22 protein-coding genes are annotated in these 21,556 nt (G+C 73.0%); 4 read left to right on the plus strand and 18 right to left on the minus strand.

Annotated elements, in window-relative coordinates; translation table 11 throughout:
* Positions 1-7: 7 nt before the first annotated feature.
* From AB0C21_RS33400 to AB0C21_RS33425, 6 genes are all read right to left on the minus strand, one after another.
* Positions 8-553, minus strand: a complete 546-nt coding sequence (locus AB0C21_RS33400) for a NuoB/complex I 20 kDa subunit family protein (RefSeq protein WP_149259704.1) — start codon at positions 551-553, stop codon at positions 8-10.
* Position 554: 1 nt separating this feature from the next.
* Positions 555-914, minus strand: a complete 360-nt coding sequence (locus tag AB0C21_RS33405; protein WP_141580369.1) for an NADH-quinone oxidoreductase subunit A — start codon at positions 912-914, stop codon at positions 555-557.
* Positions 915-1,071: 157 nt separating this feature from the next.
* On the minus strand, positions 1,072-2,328 hold the full coding sequence (locus AB0C21_RS33410) for a geranylgeranyl reductase family protein (protein WP_500209651.1): 1,257 nt from the start codon (positions 2,326-2,328) through the stop codon (positions 1,072-1,074).
* Positions 2,329-2,464: 136 nt separating this feature from the next.
* Positions 2,465-3,178 (minus strand): demethylmenaquinone methyltransferase, encoded by a 714-nt coding sequence (locus AB0C21_RS33415; protein ID WP_500209653.1) that lies wholly within the window; start codon positions 3,176-3,178, stop codon positions 2,465-2,467.
* Positions 3,179-3,302: 124 nt separating this feature from the next.
* Complete coding sequence (locus tag AB0C21_RS33420) at positions 3,303-3,560, minus strand: DUF4229 domain-containing protein (RefSeq protein ID WP_500209655.1); 258 nt, start codon at positions 3,558-3,560, stop codon at positions 3,303-3,305.
* Positions 3,561-3,646: 86 nt separating this feature from the next.
* Positions 3,647-4,627, minus strand: coding sequence for a threonine ammonia-lyase (locus AB0C21_RS33425; RefSeq protein WP_500209657.1), 981 nt, complete (start codon positions 4,625-4,627; stop codon positions 3,647-3,649).
* Between the two features lie 237 nt (positions 4,628-4,864).
* On the opposite strand from AB0C21_RS33425, the gene AB0C21_RS33430 reads away from it, so the two are divergent.
* Complete coding sequence (locus tag AB0C21_RS33430; RefSeq protein WP_141580358.1) at positions 4,865-5,068, plus strand: BldC family transcriptional regulator; 204 nt, start codon at positions 4,865-4,867, stop codon at positions 5,066-5,068.
* Positions 5,069-5,187: 119 nt separating this feature from the next.
* Here the strand turns inward: AB0C21_RS33430 and AB0C21_RS33435 are convergent, their stop codons facing one another.
* From AB0C21_RS33435 to AB0C21_RS33475, 9 genes are all read right to left on the minus strand, one after another.
* Entirely contained in the window at positions 5,188-5,460 is a 273-nt protein-coding gene (locus tag AB0C21_RS33435) for a hypothetical protein (protein WP_500209659.1), read from the minus strand.
* A gap of 50 nt (positions 5,461-5,510) precedes the next feature.
* Positions 5,511-6,497 (minus strand): hypothetical protein, encoded by a 987-nt coding sequence (locus AB0C21_RS33440; protein ID WP_149259711.1) that lies wholly within the window; start codon positions 6,495-6,497, stop codon positions 5,511-5,513.
* 137 nt (positions 6,498-6,634) lie between these two features.
* The gene (ccsB, locus tag AB0C21_RS33445) at positions 6,635-7,651 is read right to left on the minus strand and encodes a c-type cytochrome biogenesis protein CcsB (RefSeq protein WP_500209661.1); all 1,017 of its coding nucleotides are present in this window, start codon (positions 7,649-7,651) and stop codon (positions 6,635-6,637) included.
* A gap of 4 nt (positions 7,652-7,655) precedes the next feature.
* Complete coding sequence (gene resB / locus AB0C21_RS33450) at positions 7,656-9,389, minus strand: cytochrome c biogenesis protein ResB (RefSeq protein ID WP_500209663.1); 1,734 nt, start codon at positions 9,387-9,389, stop codon at positions 7,656-7,658.
* Position 9,390: 1 nt separating this feature from the next.
* A complete protein-coding gene (locus tag AB0C21_RS33455; RefSeq protein ID WP_500209665.1) occupies positions 9,391-10,134 on the minus strand; it encodes a cytochrome c biogenesis CcdA family protein in 744 nt (247 codons plus the stop codon).
* Positions 10,131-10,733, minus strand: coding sequence for a TlpA family protein disulfide reductase (locus AB0C21_RS33460; RefSeq protein WP_500209667.1), 603 nt, complete (start codon positions 10,731-10,733; stop codon positions 10,131-10,133). The genes AB0C21_RS33455 and AB0C21_RS33460 overlap by 4 nt, the downstream gene beginning before the upstream one ends.
* Positions 10,734-10,880: 147 nt before the next feature.
* Positions 10,881-11,519: a histidine phosphatase family protein gene (locus AB0C21_RS33465; RefSeq protein WP_149259715.1), complete on the minus strand. Its 639-nt coding sequence runs from the start codon at positions 11,517-11,519 to the stop codon at positions 10,881-10,883.
* Positions 11,520-11,608: 89 nt separating this feature from the next.
* On the minus strand, positions 11,609-13,438 hold the full coding sequence (locus tag AB0C21_RS33470) for a serine/threonine-protein kinase (RefSeq protein ID WP_500209668.1): 1,830 nt from the start codon (positions 13,436-13,438) through the stop codon (positions 11,609-11,611).
* A gap of 60 nt (positions 13,439-13,498) precedes the next feature.
* Positions 13,499-14,425, minus strand: coding sequence for a LysR family transcriptional regulator (locus AB0C21_RS33475; RefSeq protein ID WP_500209670.1), 927 nt, complete (start codon positions 14,423-14,425; stop codon positions 13,499-13,501).
* A gap of 72 nt (positions 14,426-14,497) precedes the next feature.
* Here AB0C21_RS33475 and AB0C21_RS33480 point away from each other — a divergent pair, with 72 nt between their 5' ends.
* Both AB0C21_RS33480 and AB0C21_RS33485 read left to right on the plus strand, forming a co-directional pair.
* The gene (locus AB0C21_RS33480) at positions 14,498-15,514 is read left to right on the plus strand and encodes an EamA family transporter (protein ID WP_500209672.1); all 1,017 of its coding nucleotides are present in this window, start codon (positions 14,498-14,500) and stop codon (positions 15,512-15,514) included.
* A gap of 5 nt (positions 15,515-15,519) precedes the next feature.
* Positions 15,520-16,392: a dihydrodipicolinate synthase family protein gene (locus AB0C21_RS33485; protein ID WP_149259718.1), complete on the plus strand. Its 873-nt coding sequence runs from the start codon at positions 15,520-15,522 to the stop codon at positions 16,390-16,392.
* A 12-nt stretch (positions 16,393-16,404) separates the two neighbouring features.
* Here the strand turns inward: AB0C21_RS33485 and hemL are convergent, their stop codons facing one another.
* Positions 16,405-17,703, minus strand: a complete 1,299-nt coding sequence (gene hemL, locus AB0C21_RS33490) for a glutamate-1-semialdehyde 2,1-aminomutase (protein ID WP_500209674.1) — start codon at positions 17,701-17,703, stop codon at positions 16,405-16,407.
* 88 nt (positions 17,704-17,791) lie between these two features.
* On the opposite strand from hemL, the gene AB0C21_RS33495 reads away from it, so the two are divergent.
* Positions 17,792-19,492 (plus strand): serine/threonine-protein kinase, encoded by a 1,701-nt coding sequence (locus AB0C21_RS33495; RefSeq protein WP_500209676.1) that lies wholly within the window; start codon positions 17,792-17,794, stop codon positions 19,490-19,492.
* 279 nt (positions 19,493-19,771) lie between these two features.
* Here AB0C21_RS33495 and AB0C21_RS33500 read toward each other — a convergent pair whose 3' ends face one another.
* Together AB0C21_RS33500 and hemB are read right to left on the minus strand one after the other, a co-directional pair.
* Positions 19,772-20,422: a bifunctional DNA primase/polymerase gene (locus tag AB0C21_RS33500; protein WP_500209677.1), complete on the minus strand. Its 651-nt coding sequence runs from the start codon at positions 20,420-20,422 to the stop codon at positions 19,772-19,774.
* A gap of 150 nt (positions 20,423-20,572) precedes the next feature.
* The gene (hemB, locus tag AB0C21_RS33505; RefSeq protein WP_500209679.1) at positions 20,573-21,556 is read right to left on the minus strand and encodes a porphobilinogen synthase; all 984 of its coding nucleotides are present in this window, start codon (positions 21,554-21,556) and stop codon (positions 20,573-20,575) included.

Here is a 21,556-nt window from a genome sequence, read left to right on the forward strand (position 1 = left end):
TCATCATTCAGGCCCCCTGTCCGAGCAGCGGAAGCCGACGGCGCTTGGCCTCTTCCAGCTCGGCGATCTGCTTCGCGCGCTGCGGCCCGAGCTTGGTGTTCTGGATCTTGTCGTGCAGCTTCAGGATCGCGTCCAGCAGCATCTCCGGCCGCGGCGGGCAGCCGGGCAGGTAGATGTCAACCGGGACGATGTGGTCCACGCCCTGCACGACCGCGTAGTTGTTGAACATGCCGCCGGACGAGGCGCACACGCCCATCGCGATGACCCACTTCGGCTCGGTCATCTGGTCGTAGATCTGCCGCAGCACCGGCGCCATCTTCTGGCTCACCCGGCCCGCGACGATCATCAGGTCGGCCTGCCGCGGCGTCGCCGAGGCGCGCTCCATCCCCCACCGGGAGAAGTCGTGCCGGGGGTCGCCGGCGGCCATCATCTCGATCGCGCAGCACGCGAGACCGAACGTCGCCGGCCACACCGAGGAACTGCGCGCCCACCCCGCCGCCTGCTCGACCGTGCTCAGCAGGAATCCGCTGGGGAGTTTCTCCTCTAGACCCATGTCAGTCCCACTCCAGACCGCCGCGCCGCCAGATGTAGGCGTACGCCACAAGGACGGTGACGATGAAAAGGACCATCTCGACAAGGCCGAAGAGCCCCATCCGGTCGAACGCGACCGCCCAGGGGTAAAGGAAGATGATCTCAATGTCGAAGACGATGAACAGCATCGCCGTCAGGTAGTACTTGATCGGGAAGCGCCCGCCGCCGACGGGCTGCGGGGTCGGCTCGATGCCGCACTCGTAGGCGTCCAACCGGGCGCGGTTCCAGCGCTTGGGACCCGTGAGCGCGGCCATCGCCACCGAGCCGGCGGCGAAGGCGAAGGCGAGCACCCCCAGCACGATGATCGGAATATAGAGATCCATATCTCTACAGCCTCTCCTCGGGACGTACGACGTTGTACGGGGCGGGCCGCCTGCGACCCGCCACCCTAGCCAAGGTGATCAATAGCGCTCCCCTCAGGGGGTCGGGTACTGCACTGTAGTCCGCTCACCTGCGGAAGTATGAATTCCACGCGCGCTCTCATGCCGTCGGCGCCACCTTCTGCATCGCGTTGATGACACGGTCCATCGCGTCGCCGCCCTTGGGGTCGGTGAGGTTCGCGAGGAGCTTCAGCGTGAAGCGCATGAGCGTGGGATGCGGCAGGCCGTGCGCGGTCAGGAACTTCATGACCCGCGGGTCGCCGATCGCCTGGACGAACACGCGGGCGAGGGTGAAGTAGCCGCCGTGCTCGTCCTTCAGGATGCGCGGGTACTCGTACAGGGTCCGCTCGCGCTGCGCGGGAGTGCGGCGGGCGAGCGCCTGCACCATGATGTCGGCGGCCAGCCGGCCGGACTCCAGGGCGTAGTCGATGCCCTCGCCGTTGAACGGGTTGATCATGCCGCCGGCGTCGCCGACGAGCAGCATGCCGCGGGTGTAGTGCGGCTGCCGGTTGAAGCCCATCGGCAGCGCCGCGCCGCGGATCCTGGAGGTCGCGTGCTCCTCGTCGAACTGCCAGTCCTCCGGCATCTGCGCGCACCAGCGCTTGAGCATGCCGCGGTAGTCGACGTTCTGGAACGCCTTGCTGGTGTTGAGCAGGCCGAGGCCGACGTTGGAGGTGCCGTCGCCGACGCCGAAAACCCAGCCGTAGCCGGGCAGGAGGCGCTGGCCGTCCCACAGCTCCAGCCACGCCTCCATGAAGTCGTCGTCGTGGCGCGGGGTCTGGAAGTAGCGGCGGACCGCGACGCCCATCGGGCGGTCCTCGCGCCGGCGCAGCCCCATGGCGAGCGACAGCCGGGTCGAGTTGCCGTCGGCGGCGACGACCAGGGGCGCGTGGAACTCCAGCTTCTCGCCCTCGTAGTCGGCGGTGACGCCGGTGATGCGGTCGGTGCGCTCGTCGACGATCGGGCCGGTCACGTTGCAGCCCTGCAGGAGCTGGGCGCCGGCCTTGGCGGCGTGCTCGGCGAGGAGCTGGTCGAGGTCGGTGCGCTTGCGGACGAGGCCGAAGTCGGGGAAGGACGCGAGCTCCGGCCAGGGCAGCTCGACCTTCACGCCGCCGCCGTAGATGCGCAGCCCCCGGTTGCGCCCCCAGCCGGGGTCGTTGATGTCGACGCCCATGCCGATGAGGGCGCGGACGGCCCGCGGGGTGAGCCCGTCACCGCAGATCTTGTCGCGCGGGAAGGTGGCCTTCTCCAGCAGGAACACGTCCAGGCCGGCCTGCGCGAGCCAATAGGCGGTCGACGATCCGGCGGGGCCTGCCCCGACGACGATGACGTCCGCGTGTCGGGTGGAGTCGGTCACGATGGTCCTCTTCGCTCGTTCGCTTGTGAAGTACTTCACAAACATCCGGTGGGGAGTCTATTCCTTTATCACGACTGGTGGGTACTTCTGGGCCGGTCCGAGTCTGGACCGGTCCCAGGCCACCGGCCGCCGCACGTCAAGAGGACTTGACGGCAGGGTTCACCGCGTGGTGCAGCGCGACCACGCCGAACGTGAGGTCGCGCCAGCGCACCCCGTCCCAGCCCGCGTCCTGGATGAGCCGCGCCAGCCCCGCCTGGTCGGGCCAGGCGAGCGTCGACTCGGCGAGGTAGTGGTAGGAGTCGGGATTGGAGCTGACCCGCGCCAGAAGCGGCAGTCCGTAGCGCAGGTGCGCCTTGTGGCCGAGCGCCAGGACCGCGTTCGGGGGGTGGCTCACCTCGCAGATCAGCAGCCGCCCGCCGGGCCTGGTGACCCGGCGCAGCTCGCGCAGCGCGAGCGCCGTGTCGGCGACGTTGCGGAGCCCGAAGGAGATCGTGACGGCGTCGAAGGAGCCGTCCGCGAAGGGCAGCCGCAGCGCGTCGCCGGCCACGAAGCGCAGGCCCGCGACGCCGGCCTGGCGGCGCACCCCGACGCGCAGCATGCCGAGCGAGAAGTCGCACGCGACCGTGTCGGCCCCGGCCTCGGCGAACGGCACCGACGAGGTGCCCGTCCCCGCGGCGAGGTCGAGGATCCGCTCGCCCGGCCGGGCCCCGATCGCCCGGACGACCTCCCGCCGCCACCGCCGGTCCTGGCCGCCGGTCATCAGCGTGTTCATCAGGTCGTACCGCTCGGCGGTCCCGTCGAACATCGCCGCGACGTCGGCGGGCTGCTTGTCGAGTGAAGCGCGGGTCATGAATCCAGCCTAGGCCGCTCAAGCCCCTGCACGCGGGGGCGGGGGGCCGGTTCTCGCCTCGCGCGGCGGGCACCGGACCGCCGGCCGGGCGCGGGCCGGTCGGGCACGGGCCGGTCCGCGCAGGTCAGTCCGCGCGCGGGCGCGGCGCGTCCTCCTTGGCGACCGACCGCTCGAACCTCTCGCGCTGCGAGCGCACGCCGCCGGCGACCGCGGCGGACATCCGGTCGCGCTGCGCGGACAGCAGGACGTAGCTGACGATCCCGCTGATCAGCAGGGCCAGCAGCAGGAGGAGGAACCCGCGGGCCCCGAAGAGCGCGAGCACGCCCGCGGTGACCGCGAAGATCGCGGCCCTGGCGAGGGTGTAGAGGATGACGGAACGCATGGCCCTTCGAGGTTATCCCCGGTCCCGAGCGATCTCTCCCCGGGGTCGCGGGTCGGCGGCTTCGCGTCCGCGTACCGGCGCCGCGGTCAGCTCAGCACGTCCAGGAGGAGAGCCGGGTCCACGTTGCCCCCGGAGAGGATCGAGACGTAGGTGCGGCCCTCGGGAAGCTCCGCGCGGTGGTAGAGGAAGGCGGCGGTGGCGACGGCGCCGCCGGGCTCGGCGACGAGGCGGGCCTCGCGGACGAGGCGGCGCATCGTCTGCCGGATCTCGTCCTCGGTGACCGTGACGACGGCGTCGACGTGCGCGCGCATGTGCGCGTAGGTCAGGTCGCCGACCCGCTGGACGCGCAGCGCGTCGGCGAGGGTGCGGCCGGTCTCCTCCGCCGCCCACTCGACGGGGCGTCCCGCCGCCATCGAGTCGCGGGCGTCCGCCGCCAGCGCCGGCTCGACGCCGACGATCTTCGCCTCCGGGCGCAGCGCCCTGACCGCGGCGGACACCCCGGCGATCAGGCCGCCGCCGCCGACCGGGACGAGCACGACGTCCACGTCCGGGCGGTCCTGGACGATCTCCAGCCCGACGGTGCCCTGCCCGGCGATGACCCGGGTGTCGTCGTAGGGCGGGATCAGCGCGAAGCCGTGCGCGGCGGCGAGCTTGTCCGCGGTCTCGGCGCGCGCCTGGGCGGTCGGCTCGACGTGGACGACCTCGGCGCCGAGCGCGATGCACGCCTCGACCTTCACGGCCGGGGCGGTGTGCGGCATGACGAGGACGGCCTTGGTGCCGAGGGCGCGGGCGGCGTAGGCGACGGCCTGCGCGTGGTTGCCGCTGGAGTGCGTGACGACGCCGCGCGAGCGCTCCTCCGGGTCGAGGGAGGAGATCGCGGAGTACGCGCCGCGCAGCTTGAAGGCGCCGATCGGCTGGAGCGACTCGGCCTTCACCAGCAGCGCGGGCGCGCCGGACGCGGACGGGGCCGGGTCGCGGCGGAACGGGACGAGCGGCGTCCGGACGGCGACCCCCGCGATGCGCTCGGCGGCCCGCTCGATCTCCGGCGTCGTAACGAGATCGGACATGCCCGGGAGACTACTTCTCCCGGCCGTTCGCGGGGGCGCTGACGGCGTGACATGGCAGGTCAGCGGGGGTCAGGGTGATCACTGTGACCCATGCCGGAATCACCGTGCGTGATCGCTCCAGTTCATCGGACTACGGTCGGTGATCTTTTCCGAAAACAAGGGAGAAATCGGTCTTGACCCGCCACACTGTTAAACAGTCCACCCGCGCCGAGAGCGGGACAAAGGGGGAGAGAAAACGTGGAAAGCACGAGCGAGCGCCTGCTGACCCCAGGAGAGGTCGCCGCCCTCTTCCGGGTCGACCCGAAGACGGTCACCCGGTGGGCCGCCGCGGGCCGGATCAGCAGCATCCGCACTCCGGGGGGCCACCGGCGCTTCCGCGAGTCGGAGGTGCACGCGCTGCTGCGCGGCGAGGAGCCCGTCGCCGAGCATTCGGCCCACTGACGCGGGCCCACCGCCCGGACCCGCGGTCCTGAACCGCCCGGACCGCCCGCCGAAGCAGTCCTTGGCCGAAGGCAGTCCTCGCCGGGCGGCCGGGGCGCCCCTCCGCCCCCGCTCACTCCTCAGCGCTCACTCTCCGGGTCGCCCGCCTTCCACTCCTCGAACCTGCGGAGCAGGTCAGCGTCCTCGTCCCGCCAGCGGCGCCGCCGTTCCGCCAGCTCCTCCTCGGTGAGCGACTCCTCCAGGAGCCGGTCGTAGTCGGGGTCGTCCGGGCCGATCTCGATGTAGGCGTCGGCGATGATCCGCCCCTCGCGCGCCTCGGGCCCGTCCTCGCCGTCGGCGAGGACGCTGTGGGGGACCCGGAGCGTGCCGTCGGGAAGCCGGATCACGTACATCGTCGATCACCTTCGCCGTCTGTCGTCGGGCGGCCTGACCATCTCGTGTCCTAGATCCCGTACTTGCGGTTGAAGAAGAGCATGACCTCTAGGGCCGTGCGGATGTTGCCGGCGAGCATATCGACCAGGGCGGGGCGCTGCCGGGACGAGATCGCGGCGAACGCGTCGGCGAAGAACTCGCGGCGGCCGAGCGCGTTCGGCTGCTTGTGGAACGCGCTCGCCAGGTACGGCAGGCACTCCTCGTACAGCTGCCGGAAGGCGGGGCTGTCGGACGTCCACTCGCCGTCGTCGCCGTCGATGTCGTCGAGCGCGTGCCCGACCTCGTGCAGCATCACGTCCGGCGTCGGGGACGGCCGGTCCCCCACGACGATCTTGCGGTCGCCGTAGGCGCCGGCGCAGATGTCCCAGGTGGCGCGGCCCGACGGCAGCGGCCGGTCGCGCAGGTGCCCCATGTCGTCGAGCTGGGGGACGCCGCCGGGGCCGACGTAGATGCCGTCGAGCCCGTTCGCCAGCTTCTCCTTCAGCGGCTCGGGCAGTGACGCCAGGCTGTCGACGGCGCCGATCACCTCGGGGGGCGGCGGCCCGTCCCGCAGGTCCCACTGCCGGTGCAGGACGGCCTCCAGCACGCCGCAGTCGCGGCGCCCGTCGGCGGCGTGCGGCATGCCCGGCGGGTGGGGCTCCACGCGCGGCCGCTCGTCCTCCAGCTCGAAGTCGCTCCAGGAGTAGTCGCCCGACCGCGGCCTGCCGTGCCCGCGCCGCCCGAGCCGGCCGGTCATCCCGCGCAGGCCGCCCGCCGTGTCGACGGGCCCGGCCTCCGGGCGCTCCGGCCCGAGCGCGTAGTCGTCGTCGCGGCCCGCCTTGCGGAACCGGCCGAAGCGGTCGCGCGGCTGGTTGCTGCGCGGCCGCACCTGCCCCGAGTCGGGCGGGGACGGCGCGTAGGCGACCTCGTCGCCGGGCGGGTCGCCGGCCGCGTCCGCGCGGAACCGTCCGCCGCGGAACGTCTCCCGGGGCTTGCGGTGCACGCCTTTGAAGCGCATCGGGCTCCTCTGTCAGCGGGACCCGCGGGGGTATCGGGCGGCGTCCGCCGCCGGACCGGGCTCCCGAAGGAAGGGTAAGCCGGAAGCCGACTCCGCGTCATCCCGAGGAGTCACGGGGCGGTGGCGGACCGCCGCCGTCAGGCGTAGGAGTGCAGGCCGGAGAACATGTAGTTCACGCCGAAGAAGTTGAAGAGGAGCGCGGCGAACGCGACCAGCGACAGGATCGCGGCCTTGCGGCCCTTCCAGCCGGCGGTGGCGCGGGCGTGCAGGTAGGCCGCGTAGATGATCCAGGTGACGAAGGACCAGATCTCCTTGGGGTCCCAGCCCCAGTAGCGGCCCCACGCCTGGTCGGCCCAGATGGCGCCCATGATGATCGCGGCCGTCCAGATCGGGAAGGCGAACATCGTGACCCGCATCGAGAGCCGGTCGAGGGACTCCACCGACGGCAGGCGCGACAGCACGCCGCCGTCCGCCACCCGGCCGCGCGACTCCGCCCGCTCCTTCACCAGGTACAGGACGGTCGCGGCGCCCGCGACGGTGAACGCGCCGGTCGCGATGATCGCGGCGGTCACGTGGATGGCGATCCAGTAGGAGTTCAGCGCCGGGCTGACCGGGCCCACCGAGTCGTACAGCCAGATGTTGGCGACGCCGAGCGCGATGACGGCGGCGGCCATGACGAACGCGCCGAGGAAGCGCGCCCGGTAGCGGAACATGACGACCATGAACGCGGTGACCGCGGCGAACGCGATGGCGGTGAGGAACTCGTACATGTTCCCCCACGGCCACCGGTTGGCGGCGAGCCCGCGGGTCACGAGGACGCCGAGGTGCGCGCCCCAGCCGAGCACGTTCAGCAGGACGGCGAGCCGGATCCAGTCGACCTGGGGGCGCTCGACCCCGTCGCCGGCGTCCGTGTCGGCGGCGGCGCCGTCCGCCGCGGCCTTGCCGGACCCGGCTCCGCCCGCGGTCTCGGCTCCGGCGGTGCCCACCAGCACCTTCGCCTCGGCCTTCGCCGTGCTCTCCGCCGGGCCGGCGGCCACCGCGCGGCGGCGGCCGAAGCCCATGTCGGCGGCGTAGGCGACCAGCGCGATGATGTACATCACCACGGTGGTCAGCATGAGCTTGTCGCTCAGGTTCGCGAGGTCGGCGTGGCTCACCTCGTCACTCCTTCGGTTCGGTCGCCGCACCCGAGGGGCCGGGCTGGCCGAGCGGGGCGGCGGGGTCGGTCTCGCCGGGCTCGGAAGCGGGCCCGTCCTGCGGACCGCGCAGCGCGGTCACGATGTCGTCGAACTCCGAGGTCGGGTTCCCCAGCGTGAGACCGCCGACCTCCACAACCGTACGCCCGCCCTCTCCGGCGCTCGCACGGACCCACACCCTGCGGCGGCGGACCATGAACGAGGTCGCCACGCCGAGCACCGCGAGGACCGCGGCGATCAGCGCGGGGATGCGGCCGGGGTCGCGGTTGACCGACAGGCTCGTCCACTCCTTGAGCCCGTCGAAAGTGACGGTGCCGGCGTCGCCGGGGAGCTTGAAGGTCTCCCCCGGCTCCAGCAGCTTCTGGCCGCCCTTGATCGGCTGGAGCGTCTTGCCGAGGCCCTCCAGCTTGTAGACCGACTGGGGGCTGCCGGAGTCCAGGCCGAGGTCGCCCTTGAACGCGGTGATCGTGACGACCGGCCGGATCGGCGCGGGGAACGCCGAGACGATCTGCTTGCCGTCCTCGCTCGCCACGGCGGTCGGCCACAGGATGGCGTAGAAGGCGAGCTGGTCGGGCTCGGCGTCGGGGACCTTGATGACGCCCTCGGACGTGAGGTTCCGCGGCTCCATCTCCAGGAACGGGACCGAGTCCTGGAAGGCGACGTTGCCCTTCGCGTCCCGGACGGTGAACACCGGCGCGTACCCGTGGCCGAGCAGGTACACCTTCGCGCCGCCGACCTTGAGCGGATGGTTGATCTGCAGGTCGTAGGGCTTGTTCCGGGCGTCCGGGCTCGACCGGTAGTGGATCTTGGCGTTGAACGCGGTGGCCTGGCCCCGCTTGTCGCCCTTGGTCTCGTACTCGGCCTTGAAGTCGTCCAGCGTGAGCGTGAACGGGGCCAGCTCGCCGCCGGTGAACGCGCGTCCCGGCTGGAACTGGTCGTAGAGGCCGAGCGAGTTCGCGAACGTCTTGCCCTCGGTCAGCAGGACGTTGCCCCGGTAGCCGAACAGGTTGCCGAGTCCGAGCGCGAACAGCAGCGCCAGCAGCGCGAGGTGGAAGAGCAGGTTGCCCGTCTCGCCCAGGTAGCCCTTCTCGGCGGACGCGGCGCCGCCGGAGACGTCCACCCGGAAGCGGCGCTCGCGCAGCGCCGTGCGCGCCTCGGCGAGCACCTCCTCGGGGGAGGCGTCGGTCTCGTACGTCGCCGACTGCGGCAGCCGCGCCAGGTTGCGGGGCGCCGCGGGCGGGCGCGCCCGCATCGACCTGTAGTGCTTGACGGCGCGCGGGATCACGCAGCCGGCGAGCGAGACGAAAAGCAGGATGTAGATGGCCGCGAACCAGGGCGCCGCGAACACGTCGAACATCGAGAACTTGTCGAGCCAGGGCCCGAGCGTCTCGTGCTTGTCCAGGTAGGCGGCGACCTTCTCGGGCGCCTGGCCGCGCTGCGGCAGGACCGAGCCGGGAACCGCGCCGAGCGCCACCAGGAACAGCAGGATCAGCGCGGTCCGCATGGTGGTGAGCTGCCGCCAGCCCCACCGCAGCCATCCGAGCGGCCCGATGCCGGAGGGGCGCGGCACCTCCTCCGGCGCCTGCCGCGCGGCGGGCGCCTCGGTGCCGGTCTCCGCGGCCTGGTCCTCGGCCCTGTCCTCGGCCTGGTCCGTGCCGGCGTGGTCGGTGTCGGTGTCGACGTGGTCCGTGTCAGTCATCTCAAATCACCGGTTCGAAGCCGCTGATCCACGACCTCAGCTCGATGGTCAGGTCACCCCACAGGCCGCTCACGAGCAGCACCCCGATGAGGACGAGCATCCCCCCGCCGATCCGCATGACCAGGGGGTAGTGGCGCTTCACGGCGCCGAACGCGCCGAGTGCCCTACGGTAGGCGATCGCGGTGGCCACGAACGGCAGGCCCAGGCCCGCGCAGTACGCCAGCGACAGCAGCGCGCCCCGCCAGGCGCTGGCCTCGGTGATCGCGAGGCCCTGCACCGCGCCGAGCGTGGGGCCGATGCACGGCGTCCAGCCCAGCCCGAACAGGACGCCGAGGAGCGGCGCCCCGGCGAGCCCGGCAGCCGGGAGGCGCCCCGACTTCACCGTCCGCTGCAGGCCGGGGACGAAGCCCATGAACGCGAGCCCGAACACGATCGTGATGACGCCGAGGACGCGGGTGATCGTGTCCTGGTACTCCAGCAGCCACCGGCCGAGCCCGCCGAAGACCGCCCCGTAGCTGACGAAGACCACGCTGAAGCCCGCGACGAACAGCAGGACCCCGGCGAGGAGCCGCCCGCGCCGCTGCTCGGCGAGGTCGACGCCGCTCATCCCCGTCACGTACGACAGGTAGCCCGGGACCAGCGGCAGGACGCATGGCGAGGCGAACGAGACGAGCCCGGCGAGGGCCGCCAGCGGCGCCGCCGCCACCAACGACCCGCTCACGACCGTCTCGTCCAGGGAGCTCACTTCTCCGCGAGGACCTTGCCGACCAGGGGGTTCAGCTTGGTGTAGGTCGTCGCGCCGATGATGCGGGCGGCGACGCGGCCCTGCCGGTCCAGCACGAGCGTGCTCGGGATCGCGCTCGGCGGGACGTCCCGGAACGCCAGCGTCACGCGGCCGTCGGCGTCGAAGAGGCTGGGGTAGGTGACCTTGAACTTGCGCTCGAACGCCTGCGCGTTGGGCTTGGCGTCCTTGAAGTTGACGCCGAGGAACTCCACGCCCTGCGCCTTCTTCTCGTCGTAGACCTGCTGGAGGGACGGCGCCTCGCCGCGGCAGGGCGCGCACCACGACGCCCAGAAGTTGACGACGACGACCTTGCCCTTGAGGTCGGCGAGCTTGAAGGACTTGCCGTCGAGCTGCTCGCCGCCGACGGCGGGGAGGCCCTTGCGGTCGGCCGCCTTGTACTCGGTCACGTTGCCGTCGCCGGAGATGAAGCGGTTGTCGCCGCCGTCCGGCCCGCCGTCCGCGGCGCCGGTGCCGGCGCAGCCGGCGAGCAGCGCGCAGAGCGCGGCGGCGGCCCCCGCCAGGAAGGGGGCGCGGGAAGGCGAGATGCGGCGGGGGTTCACGTGCCCCTCCTCGGTCCTACAGGGCTTCGGTACAAGGCGGTCGGTGCGGGCGTTCAGCGCGAGACGCCCGGTTCGGGACGTCCGGCGAAGACGCGCGGCACGAGATATTGAGTACTACAAGATGTAGTACACAACTTAGCGGTGCGGTCAGGCACCCGCGACACTGGGGCCCTTCGCGATCCCGGCGGCGGGCTCGCGGTAGGCGACCTCCACCAGCCGGCTGCCCTCGAAGGTCAGGCTGGTGAGGCTGGCGAGCGAGCACTCCCGCCGCGCCGGGTGGTGCCAGAGCTTGCGGCGCTCGGCGTGCAGCCGCAGGATCCAGATCGGCAGCTGGTGGCTGACGCAGACGGCCTCGTGGCCGCGCGCCGCCTCCCGGGCCCTGATGACGGCGGCGCGCATCCGGGCGGCGAGCATCTTGTACGGCTCGCCCCAGGACGGCCGGAACGGGTTGACGAGGTGGCGCCAGTGCTCGGGGCGGCGCAGCGAGCCGGTCCCGATCCCGAACGTGAGCCCCTCGAAGTGGTTGCCGGCCTCGATCAGGCGGTCGTCCACCGTGACGGGCAGGCCGAACGCGTCGGCCAGCGGCGCGGCCGTCTCCAGCGCCCGCTGCATCGGCGAGGAGAACAGCGCGGTGACGTCCCGGTCGCCGAGCCACCGGGCGGCGGCCTTCGCCATGAGGACGCCGTCCTCGCTCAGGCGGTAGCCGGGCAGGCGCCCGTAGAGGATTCCCTCGGGGTTGTGCACCTCGCCGTGCCGCAGGAGGTGAACGATCGTGGTCTCAGTCATGGCCTCGCCAGATTACCCGCGCCGCCCACCCCCGCTCACCACCCGCCCCGTCCCCGGTCCCGGCAGTGGAGACGGGGCGGTCGGGCGGGTCAGATGCGGGTGGAGGCGACGAAATCGGAGATGGCCTTGGCGGCGCGGTCGAGGTCGGCCTTCGGGACCTTGGCGTCCCCCAGCCGCTGGGTGAACCAGTAGAGGAGCGCGGCGTCGCAGATGGCGGACTGGGCGGCCGGGGCCGTGCAGGTGATCGGCCAGGCGATGCCGCGCGGCGTCAGGACGGCCAGCTCGGCCTTCACGGCGGGCGACGGCGGGAGGTTGTCGGTGCCGGGGCCGCGAGTGAGCACCGCCTGGTAGCCGGGCACGCCCGTCGCCAGGGCCTGTCGCGTCGACAGGATGGACGAGCATTCGTTGCCCTGCGCGCGTTCGCGCTGCGCCTGGGCGGAGTCCGGGAAGTACGTGCACATCTGGATGCGGATGCCGCCGACCGAGCCCTGCCAGTTCTGCTCGACCAGGGCCGTCCCGAAGTCCCCGACCGAGGCGGCGCCCGCGTTCGCGCCGACCGACGCCTCGCACTCCGCGCCCGCCGGGCCGATCAGCAGCCCCTGCCCGGAGCGGTACACGGCGGCGTTCTTCGGCATCTTGACCTGCGCGGGGAGCGTCACCTTCGCGGGCCCGTCGGACGGTGTGATCACCGCACCCGGCGCCTGCGTGACGCAGGGCCTCACGTCCGCAACGGTGGCCGCGACCCTTGCGGTCGCCGAGGGGCGCGGGGCGGGGTCCTGCTTCGTCACCTGCTGGACGGCGACGGCGCCCGCCCCGACGACCACGACCGTACCGACCGCGGCGGCGGTGAGGCCCGCGCCGCTGCCGAGGAACGCCTTGACGGCCGAGCCCGCGGCGACCTTCCCGGCGACCGACGCCGTCCCGGCACCGGACACTCCGGAGGCTCCGGCGGCGGCGCCCGTCCCCGCGGCGGCGGCGCCGGCGGCGGACGCCGCGCCCGGCATCAGCCAAGCGGCGAGCGGGAACAGCGCGGCGAGCGCGACGGCGCCCGCGGACAGGGCGTGCACGCCCCGGGCCTCCCAGTCCCGGCCGTAGGCGGCCTGGGCGGTGCGCTCCAGGTCGTCCACGAACGCGGCGGCCCCGGCCGGACGCTCCTCCGCCGCCTTGGCCATGCCCTTCAGGACGAGCGGCCGCAGCGCCTCGGGCACGGCGTCGACGGGGATCTCTCCGGTCAGGTGGGCCCGCATCAGCTCGGCGCGGGCGCCCGTGTAGGGCCGCCGCCCGGTCACGCACTCCACGAAGACGCAGGTCGCGGCGTACACGTCGGTCCTGGGCGTGGCGACGTGCCTGCTCCATTGCTCCGGCGCCATGTAGTACGGGGTCCCGGCGCCGCCCGCCTCCTCCCCGGCGGGGGTGGCGATGCCGAAGTCGACGAGGCGGCTCCGCCCGTCCGCCGGGACGACGACGTTGGCGGGCTTGTAGTCGCGGTGGACGACGCCGACCGCGTGCGCGGCCGCCAGCCCCAGCAGCGAGCCCTTGAGGACGGCCAGCGCCGCCTCCGGGCCGAGAGCGCCGTGCCGCGCCAGCAGCTCCTTGAGGGAGACGCCGTCGACGGCCTCCATCACGATCGCGGCGGTGCCCGGCCCCTCGACGAGCCGGAAGAGCCGCGCCACGTGCGGGCTGTTCGCGCGGCCGAGCATGAGCGCCTCATGGCGGAGCCGCTCCCGGTCGGTCTCGTCCGCCCGCGCCGCCAGGTACTTGATCGCCACCGGGGTGCTGGACGCGTCGTCCCGGGCGAGCACGACCCGCCCCTGGGCGCCCGCGCCCAGCTCGCGCACCTCGGTGTACCCGCCGACCCGCCACTCGCCGGCCCACCGTTCACCGGCCTGCTCCGCGCCGTCGCGCCGTTCGCCTTCCATGATCGCGAGAACCTACCGAACAAGTTCGCGCGCGACGACCCGGGGCGGGTGCCAGGCAGGTCAGGCCGGGGCGGGGGCGTCGGCGGGAGCGTCGGCCGCGACGGCGGTGCGCAGGGCGGTCACGGCGGCGCGGATCGCGGGACGGCGGGCGGCCTCCTCGCGCCAGACGGCGTAGACGCGGCGCGACAGCGGGGCCGCCAGCGGGACGATGGCGACGCCGGGCGGGACGTCGCAGCGGCCGAGGCGGGGCAGGATCGCGTTGCCGAGCCCGCCCGCGACCAGGGAGAGCTGGGTGGCGAACTCGTAGGCCATGTGGTCGATCTTGGGCTCGCTGTCGATGGCGCGCAGCGTGCGCAGCAGCCAGTCGCAGCAGATGCTGTCGGGCGAGGAGCTGATCCAGGTGTCCCCGGCGAGCTCCTTGAGGTCGACCGTGTCGCGGCCGGCGAGGTCGTGGTCCGCGGGCAGCGCCACGTCGGCGACGTCCTCGCAGATGACGCCCTTGTGCAGGCCCTCGGGCAGCGGGAGCGGCTCGTTGTTCCAGTCCTGGACGACCGCCATGTCGAAGTCGCCGCGCAGGACGAGCGGCATGCTGCGCATGGGGTCCTCCTCGCGGAGCAGGACGCGCAGCTCGGGGTGGTCGGTGCGCAGGGCGGTCAGCGCGGCGGGCATCAGCCCGCGGATCGCGGTGGGGAACGCGGCGACGGTGAGCTGGCCGACGACGGAGCCGCGGTGCGCCTCCAGGTCGGCCTGCGCCTGCTCGACGAGCGACAGGATCCGCTCGGCATGCGCGACGAGCAGTTCGGCGGCGTCGGTGAGGCGGACGCCGCGGCCGTTGCGTTCGAGGAGCTTCTGGCCTGTCTCGCGCTCCAGCTTGGCGAGCTGCTGGGACACCGCGGACGTGGTGACGTGGAGGACGTCCGCGGCGGCGCTGACCGACCCGTAGGTCGCGACCGAGTGCAGAGCGCGCAGCCGTTCCAGATCAAGCATGAAGCAATACTAAAACGAGGTGTCAAGAAGTTCTCGCTTGTCCTAAAGCGAGTGTTTCCTCACGATCGAGGCATGAAATCGCGCCACGTCCTGCTGGCCACTTTGATCGCCGCCCTCTGGGGCTTCAACTTCGTGCCCATCAAGGTGGCGCTGGAGGACTTTCCGCCGCTGCTGATGGCCGCGCTGCGGTTCACGGCCGCGGCGGTGCCCGCGGTCTTCCTCGTCCGCCGCCCGCCGGTCGCCGCGCGCTGGCTCGTCCTGGTCGGCGTCCCGCTCGGCGTGGGGCAGTTCGGCCTGCTGTTCATCGGCATGAGCATGGGCATGCCCGCCGGCCTGGCGTCGGTCGTGCTCCAGGTGCAGGCGATCTTCACCGCGCTGTTCGCGGGGCTGCTGCTGGGCGAGCGCGTCGGCGGCCGGCAGATCGCCGGGATGGTCGTCGCGTTCAGCGGCGTCACGCTGCTCGGCTTCGCGCAGGGCGAGGGCGGGAGTCCGGTGGGGGCGTTCCTGGTCTGCCTCGGCGGCGCGGCCGCCTGGGGTCTGGCGAACGTCGCGATGCGGGGGATGAACCAGTCCACCGGGGAGCCGGTCGACGCGTTCGCGTTCATGGTGTGGATGTCGCTGGTGCCGCCGCTCCCCCTGCTCGCCCTGTCGCTGGTCTTCGAGGGGCCGGGGGCCGTGCCGGAGGCGGCGCGGAACCTCTCGCTCGCCGGGGTGGGCTCGATGGCGTTCATCGCCTACGTCGCCACGCTGTTCTGCTTCGGCGGATGGGCGTGGCTGATCCGCCGGTACGAGGTCGGCACCGTCGCCATGTACTCGCTGCTCGTCCCGCCGTTCGGGCTGGTCTCGGCGGCCCTGCTGCTGGACGAGCACGTGGACGGGACGCGGCTCGCCGGCGCCGCACTGATCATCGCGGGGGTCGCGGTCGGCAGCATCCGGCTCCGCGGCCGGGGCCTGCCCGTCCCGCCCGCGCCCGCCGTGTCGGCCGAACCGCCCGCCCCGGCCGCGCCGGCCGCACCGGCCGCACCGGCCGAACCGTCCGCGCCGTCCGCATCCCCCGCTCCGGCCGCCCGGCCGGCCCGAACGAGGTGAGACCCATGCACGGAATCCACGCTTCGCTCGTCACGCCGTTCACCCGCTCCGGCGAGGTGGACGCCAAGTCCCTCGAACGCCTCGCCCGCCACTGCCTGGAGAACGGCGCCGCCGGCCTGGTGGCGCTGGGCACCACCGGCGAGGCCGCGCTGCTGAGCGCCGCCGAGCAGCGGACGGTGCTGGAGGTGTGCCGCGCCGTCTCGATCGAGCACGGGACGCCCCTGACGGTGGGCGCCGGGACGATGGGCACCGAGGACTCGATCCGGCAGGCCCGCGAACGCGCCCCGCTCGCCGACGCGCTGCTCGTCGTCGTCCCGTACTACCTGCGTCCGTCGGAGGAGGGGGTCATCGACCACTTCGCCGCCGTCGGCGCGGCCGTGGACGTCCCGCTGATCCCCTACAACGTGCCGTACCGGACGGCGAAGCCCCTGTCCGCCGGAGCGCTTCTGGAGATCCTCGCGCTCGACTGCGTCGTCGGCATGAAGCACTGCGCGGGCGCGATCGACCAGGACACCCTGGCCGTGCTGGCGGCCAACCCCGGCAAGGCGATCCTGTCCGGGGACGACGCCTACATCTATCCCATGCTCCAGCTCGGCGCGGCGGGCGGCGTCGCCGCGTGCGCGTGTCTCGCGCCGGCCGCCTACGCCGCCATGGCGCGGGCCACGCGGGAGGGGAACGCCGCTCGGGCGCTGACGTTCCACAACGCCCTGCTCCCGATGGCGGAGGCGCTGTTCAGCGAGCCGTCCCCGGCCGTCCTGAAGGCCTGCCTCGCCGACGAGGGGCTGATCGACGACCCCGCGGTGCGCGCACCCCTGCACGCACCGCGTCCCGAATCGGTCGTCGCCGCCCTGAGAGCGCTCCGCGCCCTGCCGTTCTAGGAAGCCGCCGTTCTAGGATGCCGCCGCTTGGGCCGCGGCGCGGGCGGCGTGCGGGAGGGCCTCCAGGACGCGCTCCAGAGCCTCGTCGTCGTGCGCGGCCGACAGGAACCACACCTCGTACGCGGACGGGGGCAGGTACACGCCGCGCTCCAGCGCGGCGTGGAAGAAGGCGGCGTAGGCCTTGGAGTCCTGCCGCTGCGCGGCGGCGAAGTCGCCCACCGCCCCGTCCGTGAAGAAGATCGAGAAGAGGTTGCTCGCGTTCTGCAGCGCGTGCGGGACGCCCTCGCGCTCCAGCGCCTCGGACGCGGCCGTCGACACGATCCGCGCCGAGCGGTCGATCGCGGCGTACACCTCGTCCGTGGCGTGCCGCAGCGTGGCGAGCCCGGCGGCGGTGGCGAGCGGGTTCCCCGACAGGGTGCCGGCCTGGTAGACGGGCCCGGCCGGGGCGAGGTGGTCCATGACGTCGGCGCGCCCGCCGAACGCGGCGGCGGGCAGCCCGCCTCCCATCACCTTGCCGAACGTCATCAGGTCGCCGGGGACGCCCTCGACCCCGAACCACCCGGACCGCGACGCCCGGAACCCGGTGAGCACCTCGTCGAGCACCAGCAGCGCGCCGTACCGCTCGCACAGCCGCTTCAGCAGTGCGTTGAACCCGGCCAGCGGCGGGACCACGCCCATGTTGCACGGCACGGCCTCGGTGATCACGCAGGCGATGTCGTTGCCGTGGTCGTGGAAGGCCGTCTCCACGGCCGCGACGTCGTTGTAGGGCAGGATCAGCGTGTCGGCGGTGGTCGCGCCGGTCACGCCCGGCGTGTCGGGAAGCCCGAACGTGGCGACGCCGGAGCCCGCCGCGGCGAGCAGCGAGTCCACGTGCCCGTGGTAGCAGCCGGCGAACTTCATGATCTTGGTGCGGCCGGTGAACCCGCGGGCCAGCCGGATCGCCGACATCGTCGCCTCGGTCCCCGAGTTGACCAGCCGGACCTTCTCGGCCGGGGTACGGGAGACGATCTCCTCGGCGAGCTCCACCTCGCCCTGCGTGGGCGCGCCGTAGGACGTCCCGCGCCCTGCCGCGTCCCGCACCGCCTCCACGACGGCCGGGTGCGCGTGCCCGAGGATCATCGGACCCCACGAACACACCAGATCGACATAGGTATTGCCGTCGACGTCGGTAAGGTACGGACCACGCCCGGACGCCATGAAACGGGGCGTTCCGCCAACGGCGCCGAAGGCGCGGACCGGAGAGTTGACGCCGCCGGGGACAACGGCGGCGGAACGGTCGAACAACTGCCGGGAGCGATCGAAGTCAGTCACGGTTGCAGTCTCTCAGTTGCAGTTCGGCGACTTGCCTTGACCCGGCGGCGTATGGGCCGATATTCCACCAAGTGACGACATCGGAGGGATGGCTTCTACCGTGGTCAACGGCTGGACGGTCCCGGGCTTCACCCACGAACGCGAACTGGGCGGCGGAGCCTCGGGCCGGGTGGTGCTGGCGGTCGACGACATGACCGGCACGCGGGTCGCGATCAAATACCTCGACACGGCGCTCGGCGCCGACGAGGCGTTTCTCGCGCGCTTCCGCGTGGCGGCACGGGGCCTGTCCCAGCTGGAAGACCCGAACGTGGTCGACCTCTACGACTTCGTGGAGACCGCCGACGGCGCCGCGCTCGTGATGCAGTACGTCGAGGGGGTGAGCCTGCGGCGCATGATCGCCGCGCAGGGCCCGAGCGGCCCCCTCGCGGCGCTGTCGATGCTGGGCGGGACGCTCCTCGGCCTCGCCGTCGCGCACGAGCACGACCTCGTCCACGGGGCGATGCGCCCGGCGAACATCCTGGTCGACGGCGAGGGCAACGCCCGGCTCACCGACTTCGCGACGGCGCCCGCGGGCACCGAGGCGCAGCAGGCCCCGCAGTACGCGGCGCCGGAGCTGTGGGACGGCGAGCCGGCCACGGTCGCCACCGACCTGTACGCCGCCACCGCGATCTTCTACGAGTGCCTCACCGGACGGCCCCCGTACGCGGGCCGCAACATGGCGCGCCAGCACCGCGAGGCGCCGATCCCGGCCGAGGAGGTGCCGGGGCCGCTGCGCGACCTGATCCACCAGGGCCTGGCCAAGGAGCCGGAGAAGCGCCCGAAGTCCGCCGCCGACTTCCTCGGCGCGCTGGAGGACGCGGCCGTCTCCGCTTACGGGCCGTCCTGGGAGGCGCAGGGCCGCGGCCGCCTCACCGAGCTCGCCGCGCAGGCCGCGCAGCAGCCCGAGCCGCCGAAGCCGAAGCCGTCCCGCAGCAGCGGCCGCACCCCGGTCGTCACGGGCGCGCAGGGGGGCGGCCGGTCCCGGACGCGCTGGGTGGTCGCCGCCGTCGCGGTCGTGGTCGTCGCCGCCGGGGCGGGCACGGCGGTCCTGTTGAAGGGCGGCACGTCGCTGAGCGGTGACAAGGAGCCGCCCGAGCCGACGCCCGCGCAGAGCAGCAGCCCGCAGCCGACGCTGCCGGTCGGCGGCGTCGACCCCGCGCCGCTCGTCGCCCGCATCGACCAGGCCGTCGCCAAGACGCCCGGCGCCGCGTTCAGCTACCGGCAGACCGGCTGCTGCGGCTTCGCGGCCACCGGCAAGGGGACGATGGTGGTCCAGGGCGGGAACCCGTCCTACGCCCTCACGCTGGCTGGGGCGGGCGCGTCCCGCAAGCCGGTGCGGGCCGTCATCGTCCAGGACCGGCTGTACGTCCGGGCGGGCAAGAAGTGGCGGGCGTCGCCGCTCGGCGGGCGCGGCTACCCGGCCGTCGCCGACCAGGTGCGCATGGGCGGCTCGGTCGCGAGCCTGACGGCGCTGATGCGGTCGGCGACCAGGCTCTCCAAGTCTGGAGCGATCTATGAGGGCGAGGCCCCTGCCGCGAAGCTGACGGAGGCCCCCGGCGTCGGCCCCCTGTACGCGCAGATGGCGCAGGCGACGGGCGCCCAGCAGATCGCGTTCGCCGTCAAGCTCGACGCCGACTTCCGCCCCGTGAAGTTCTGGGTGCGCGCCGGCCCCGAGAAGGGCCGCAACGAGATGCAGCGCGGCTCCTTCAGCGGCTGGACCCGCAAGCCCCCCATCAAGGCCCCCCACTGACCGCACCCGGGCCCAGCGCCCGCCGGTGCGGCCCGCAGCCCGTAAGGGCCGCACCCGGTGGAGAGCCGCACCCGCTGAAGGCCGGGCCCGCCTGGCTAGGGTCGCGCGCGAACGCGTGACCTGGCCGGTGGAGCGAAGCCGGAGGCGAGCGGAACCGGGCAGATCGCGAAGCGATGCCGCGTTCGCCCAGGCCCGGTCACGTAGCGAGCCGCCAGGCGAGCGAAGTGGGCCGGGACTGCATTAACACAGCCGCCAGGCGAGCGAAGTGGGCCGGGACTGCTAAAGCAAGGCGTCCTCGCAGGCGTCTGAGAGGACTTCCAGGAGGCGGAGGGGGTCGGGGAGCGGGTCGCGGGACGGTGGGCGCAGCCAGGCCGCCTCGCGCCCGTGCGGCAGGATGGACGGCGGCGCCACGACGTAGCTGTCACGGCAGTGCCAGCGCATCCCGGGCGTCTCGGCGACGTCCTCCGGGGAGCAGTCGAGGTGGCAGGACCACCACTCGTCCTCGTCGACGGGCGCGCCGCGCGTGGCGACGAAGAACAGGTGCCGGTCGCCCCCGAACGACGCGACCGGACCGACGGGAAGGTTTTCCCGCTCGATCCGGTCGAGGGCGATGGTCCCGGCCGCGGCCGGTACGTCGAACACGTCGAACACCCGGCCCGTCGGCAAGATGATGTTCGCCTGCGGGCGCTCGTCCCACCAGCGTTCGATCGTGCCCGCGTCGACGCTGGCCTGGTGCGCCCAGGCGGCCGACACCGGGTGCGCACCAGGGTCGGGACAGCCGATCCGGTCGCATGAACACGCCCGGTCACCGCCGGCGGGGGGATGAGCTCCGGGGAAGCAGGGCCAGCCCAGGTCGGCGTACTCCCGCGCGGCCGCGGCCATCCGGTCGCGCGCCGCCCGCTGCTTCTTGCTCCCCGAGACCGCCAGCATCTCCGCCCCCCATTACCCAAGGTCGCACGTGGGTTCCTGGTTAACGATGATGCCCGCCGGGGTGAACGCCGGACACGGCAACCCCGGGAAAACGACCCTAAGTGACTAGAGGGCGGAGGGACCGGAGGGACGGATGGGCTAGACGATGATCTAGGCCAGCCGGCGGGCGACCTCGGTGGCCCAGTAGGTGAGGGCGATGTCGGCGCCGGCGCGGCGGATCGACAGCAGCGACTCCATGATCGTGCGCTCGCGGTCGATCCAGCCCTTCTCCGCGGCGGCCTCGATCATCGCGTACTCGCCGCTCACCTGGTAGGCGACCACCGGGACGTCGACCGCGTCGCGGACGCGGCGCACGATGTCCAGGTAGGCGCCGGCGGGCTTGACCATGACCATGTCGGCGCCCTCGTCGAGGTCGAGGAAGACCTCGCGGAGCGACTCGTCGGCGTTGGCCGGGTCCTGCTGGTGGGTGGACCGGTCGCCGAACTGCGGGGCGCACTCGGCCGCGTCCCGGAACGGGCCGTAGTAGGCGGAGGCGTACTTGATCGAGTAGCCGAGGATCGCGGTGTCGGAGTACCCGGCGCCGTCGAGGGCCTCGCGGATCGCGCCGACCTGGCCGTCCATCATCCCGGACGGGCCGACGACCGCCGCGCCCGCCTCGGCCTGCGCCACGGCGATCGAGGCGTACCGCTCCAGCGTGGCGTCGTTGTCGATCTCGCCGGACTCGGTGAGGATGCCGCAGTGGCCGTGGTCGGTGTACTCGTCCAGGCACAGGTCGGTCATGATCACGGTCGAGTCGCCGAGGTCGGACGCCAGGTCGCGCAGCGCGAGCTGGACGATGCCGTCCGGGTCGTCGGCGGCCGAGCCCGTGCCGTCCTTCTCGGCCGGGATGCCGAACAGGATGAGGCCGCCGACGCCCGCCTCGGCCGCCTCGTGCGCGGCCTTGCGCAGGCTGTCGCGGGTGTGCTGGAAGACGCCCGGCATGGACGCGACCGGCTGCGGCTCGGAGATGCCCTCCTTGACGAAGACGGGCAGCACCAGGTCGGCGGGGCTGAGCCGGGTCTCGGCGACGAGCCGCCGCATCGCGGGCGTGCGCCGCAGCCGTCGCGGGCGGGCGACGGGGAACTGTGCAGACAT

It is taken from the genome of Spirillospora sp. NPDC049024 (genome assembly GCF_040649235.1).
Classification (GTDB): Bacteria; Actinomycetota; Actinomycetes; order Streptosporangiales; family Streptosporangiaceae; genus Spirillospora.